The following is a 2,410-nucleotide window of genomic DNA, read 5'->3' as shown; positions in this document are numbered from 1 at the left end:
AAAAATGCTGAGAGAGCCAGTATTATGTAAGTCTTCACAGATACTGTCTTGCTGGCTTTTGATGACTTCTTAGAAAGACCGACCTCTATCGTAAGTGTTGAATTTGAGTTAGCTGGACAAATATCGACACACTTCATGCATCTGTTGCAGGCCGGGCTGTTCACACTGGAAACCTTCGAGACATTAATCCCTGCCGGACACACCTTATCGCATAGCCCACAATCGATACATGTTGAAGATTGCCTTCTAATACGAAAAATACTGAAGCGGTTGAATAGACCGTTGATCGCACCCAGTGGACAGGCATATCGACAGAAAGGTCTTTCGATGAACAGGGAAGCCCCAAGTGTAAGAAATACTGCAATATAACCGGACAATGCAATTTCATCCGTCCAAATATTGAAAAGATTATAATAGGGGTCGAAACTACTGAATGAAAGCGTGCCGATTCTAGCTGTTTGAACAATTACGAAGATCAACATGGCATACTTTCCAAGACTTAGGATTTTGTTGAGACCTGCTGGGACCTTATTGTAATGTGATCTGAGGAGTTTTCTACCAGCTTTCCCAATCCACTCCTGAACACTTCCTAGCGGACAAATCCATCCACAGAAGAAAGCTCCGGCAATGACTAGTGAAATGAGCAAGCCACCCAGTACAAAAAGGTTGGAAGGATGTATCTTCTGGACGTAGGTGCCATCAGAGACAAGATTGTATAGCGTAACGACACCGCCGAAGGGACAGACAGCATGGAGACTTGTCGTACCAGCCAGCTCCGCTATGCCCTTCTCAGAAAGATAGTGACCAACACTTATGTAGAGAACAAGAAGGAGAAACAGTAACTGCGTAGCAATTCGTGGCACTCTATGGCGACTTTTCACAGTCTTCACATCCTCAACCAGGCGATAAACTATTTGACTTGATTAACCTTAGAGTTAGCTTAGAAGCTGAAATGCTAGAATTGTTTATTAGATCTGGTAGGGGGATGAAAGTGGGAAGAATAATCGTGCTTGCCGGAAATGTTGGTGCAGGCAAGTCTACTATAGCAAGCGCCATTGCTGAAGGCCTTGGTTTCAATATTCACTACGAATCGGTCTCCGACAATCCCTTCCTTGAGGATTTCTATTACGATCAGAAGAGATGGTCGTATCATCTCCAGACTTACTTTCTATACCACAGATACTGCTCCCTAAAGAGTGCCGAGGTGAATGAAAATACGGTATTTGATCGTTCAATATACGAAGACAAAGAGATTTTCGCTCGAAACCTTTTCGAGACCGGAAAGATGTCCGACAGGGAATTCAAGGCGTATGTGACAATGTTCGACTCGATGATCAAGTATCTCAAGAAGCCTGATCTCCTGGTCTATATAGATGCCGATGTTGACACCATTCTGGCGAGAATAAGACGCAGGGGAAGACAAATGGAAACTGCGGTCCCTATTGCCTACTGGGAACAACTCGATAGACTTTACTCCAGCTGGATAAGAGATTACGATCTTTCGCCGATTTACAAGATAGATGCGAGATCCGTCGATATTGTGATCAATCCGGAGAAGGCCCAGCAGATCACGAAGGAGATTATGAGAATTCTATAGGACCCCAAACCTTCTCTTAACACCTTTGCGCGAAACGTTACTTGACATTTGATATCCAGTGCTGATACTATCGTTTATCAAAACACGACGAAGGTGATCTCTGTGAGAATTAGTTTCAGTTCATCGATCAGAACAAACAAGCTTCATCATCACAGACTGCGGCGCCCGGTTCCGGGAGGCGGCACTCTTTAGTCGTGCTCTCTCAGAATTCAACAGACCGGGCTTATAGCCCGGTCTTTTTATTTTAATGGAGGTGTACTATGAAGAAGTTACTGCTGGTTTTGGTTTTACTCTGTATGACCCTGGCATTTGGAAGTCTCATCGATGACGTCAAGCAGAGAGGTGTACTGCGAGTCGGACAGGACGCAGGCTATATGCCCCTTTACGGAACGAATCCCGACGGCGACCGCATAGGGCTGGAAGTCGATATTCTGAAGAAGATGGCCGAGATACTAGATGTGAAGCTGGAATTTGTTGTTGTAAACTGGGACGGAATAATTCCCGCTCTCGTTTCGAACAAGTTCGACATCATCTGGTCTGCGATGACTATTACTCCGGAAAGGGCACTGAGAGTCAACTTTACTGATCCGTATCTAACTGTGGGTCAGATAATTCTCTACAACACGAACAAGTATGAACTCCCACCTACTGAAGAAGATTTGAACGATCCAGATGTCAAGATCGCCGTACAACTTGGATCGACAGGTGCGGAGGCTGCGAACAGACTTCTCTCCGAAGCTCAGATCTTCATGTTTGAGACAATCGACGAGGCGGCCTTCCAGGTAGCTTCCGGAAGGCTGATGCAATGATATT

At 45.2% G+C, this 2,410-nt stretch carries 3 protein-coding genes; 2 read left to right on the top strand and 1 reads right to left on the bottom strand.

Going from position 1 to position 2,410, the window contains the following annotated elements:
• On the bottom strand, window positions 1-881 hold an 881-nt coding region (locus tag BG32_RS00890; protein ID WP_121526234.1), incomplete at its 3' end, for a 4Fe-4S binding protein.
• Between the two features lie 104 nt (window positions 882-985).
• Here BG32_RS00890 and BG32_RS00885 point away from each other — a divergent pair.
• Complete coding sequence (locus tag BG32_RS00885; RefSeq protein ID WP_041928084.1) at window positions 986-1,597, top strand: deoxynucleoside kinase; 612 nt, start codon at window positions 986-988, stop codon at window positions 1,595-1,597.
• 260 nt (window positions 1,598-1,857) lie between these two features.
• Window positions 1,858-2,406: a transporter substrate-binding domain-containing protein gene (locus BG32_RS00880; RefSeq protein ID WP_259459414.1), complete on the top strand. Its 549-nt coding sequence runs from the start codon at window positions 1,858-1,860 to the stop codon at window positions 2,404-2,406.
• The last annotated feature ends 4 nt before the right edge of the window (window positions 2,407-2,410 follow it).

It is taken from the genome of Mesotoga sp. HF07.pep.5.2.highcov, assembly GCF_003666285.1.
In the GTDB taxonomy this organism is placed as follows: domain Bacteria; phylum Thermotogota; class Thermotogae; order Petrotogales; family Kosmotogaceae; genus Mesotoga; species Mesotoga prima.
This window is presented reverse-complemented; position numbering and strand designations above follow the sequence as displayed.

What these genes read in the sequence shown, in the direction of transcription:
- BG32_RS00885 (WP_041928084.1), top strand. Translation starts at nt 986, where the DNA reads ATGAAAGTGGGAAGAATAATCGTGCTTGCCGGAAATGTTGGTGCAGGC.
- BG32_RS00880 (WP_259459414.1), top strand. Translation starts at nt 1,858, where the DNA reads ATGAAGAAGTTACTGCTGGTTTTGGTTTTACTCTGTATGACCCTGGCA.